Consider the following 1427-nt stretch of genomic DNA (forward strand, 5'->3'; position numbering starts at 1 on the left):
AAATGATATGAACGCCTCCCCAACCTACGGAGGCTGACGATGATTCGATTGACGAGGAAGGATACTCCCTGTCACGGCATCAAAGTGCCCAATATGGTTCAATTTAGTGAACAATCGACATTGGGAGTATCCAACATGAACAGTAACGTATTTGGTGTTGACATCGCAAAACAAGTTTTTCAAATTCACTGGGTCGATCAAGAAACCGGTGAAATTCACTCTGACAAAGTGAAGCGAAAAGATTTTGTTCAGTACTTTGCCAACCAACAACCATCAATGATAGGAATGGAAGCTTGTGGTGGTGCTCACCACTGGGGAAGACTGTTTAAAGAAATGGGTCATACCGTGAAGCTGTTGCCAGCAAAGAAAGTCAAACCTTTCGTTTATGGCAATAAAAATGATGTGGTAGATGCTCGTGCGATATGGACGGCCATGCAACAACCAGACATGAAGTTTATTGCAGTAAAAACTGAAGAGCAGCAAGCGATTCTTAGCATTCATCGCATGCGAGAACTGCTGGTTAAACATAGGACGGCGCAAATAAACTCGATACGCGGTTTGTTGACCGAATTTGGCCTAGTGATGCCAAAAGGCAAGCAAGCATTTAAGGAAAAGCTACCAGATTGTTTAGCAAAACTGGAAGAGGATACGCCAAGTGCCTTTATGTGTGCCTTACAGGTTCAAGTGGAACGATTAACTCAGTTGGACGAAGATATTAAACAACTGGAAAAACAAATCCAAAGCTGGTTTAAGCACGATGAAGATTGTCAGCGTATCGCCAAAGTACCAGGTATTGGACCACTCACTGCCACGGCACTTATCGCTTCCATGGGGGATGCGTCAGCGTTTAAATCCAGTCGAGAATTTGCAGCATGGGTAGGCATGGTTCCACGACAAACAGGAACGGGAGGTCGAGTGCACTTACACGGGATCAGCAAACGAGGCGATGTGTATTTACGTACTTTGCTTATCCATGGGGCGCGAGCAGTGATGACCCATAGTAAAGAAAAAAGTGAATGGCTCGTGTCTTTGCAAGCAAGACGACCGAAAAATGTCGTGACGGTTGCGTTAGCTAACAAGATAGCTCGAACCGTTTGGGCATTAGTGGCCAACCAAACCGAATATCAGCCTTGTTAAGCAAGACTGACTACTAATTTAAACTAACACAGGATGTTCGCAGAAAATTTGCCAAGGTGTATCAAAGAGTAATGACAAACAGGTAAGACCAAGCCTTATAAAACCTGAATACTGACCAGAGCATTAAGCTCGCTAGGGAAATGAGGAATAAGGCTGCGGAAATCATTAGGGTCGGCAGAATGTCTGCCAATGTAGACCGAATATAAAACTGCCACCTAACCATGTTTGAAAATAACTCAATGATGACCTAGCAAATGGGGAAGCGTTCATATAAGTCAGTATGATGAACA

At 43.9% G+C, this 1427-nt stretch carries 1 protein-coding gene; it reads left to right on the top strand.

Translation table 11 applies throughout. The annotated features are described in order from the left end of the window. Positions 1-135: 135 nt before the first annotated feature. The gene (locus AB4503_RS24120) at positions 136-1137 is read left to right on the top strand and encodes an IS110 family transposase (protein WP_110957886.1); all 1002 of its coding nucleotides are present in this window, start codon (positions 136-138) and stop codon (positions 1135-1137) included. The last annotated feature ends 290 nt before the right edge of the window (positions 1138-1427 follow it).

The sequence above is a fragment of the Vibrio sp. 10N.222.55.B11 genome, from assembly GCF_041473705.1.
Taxonomy (GTDB): Bacteria; Pseudomonadota; Gammaproteobacteria; order Enterobacterales; family Vibrionaceae; genus Vibrio; species Vibrio crassostreae_C.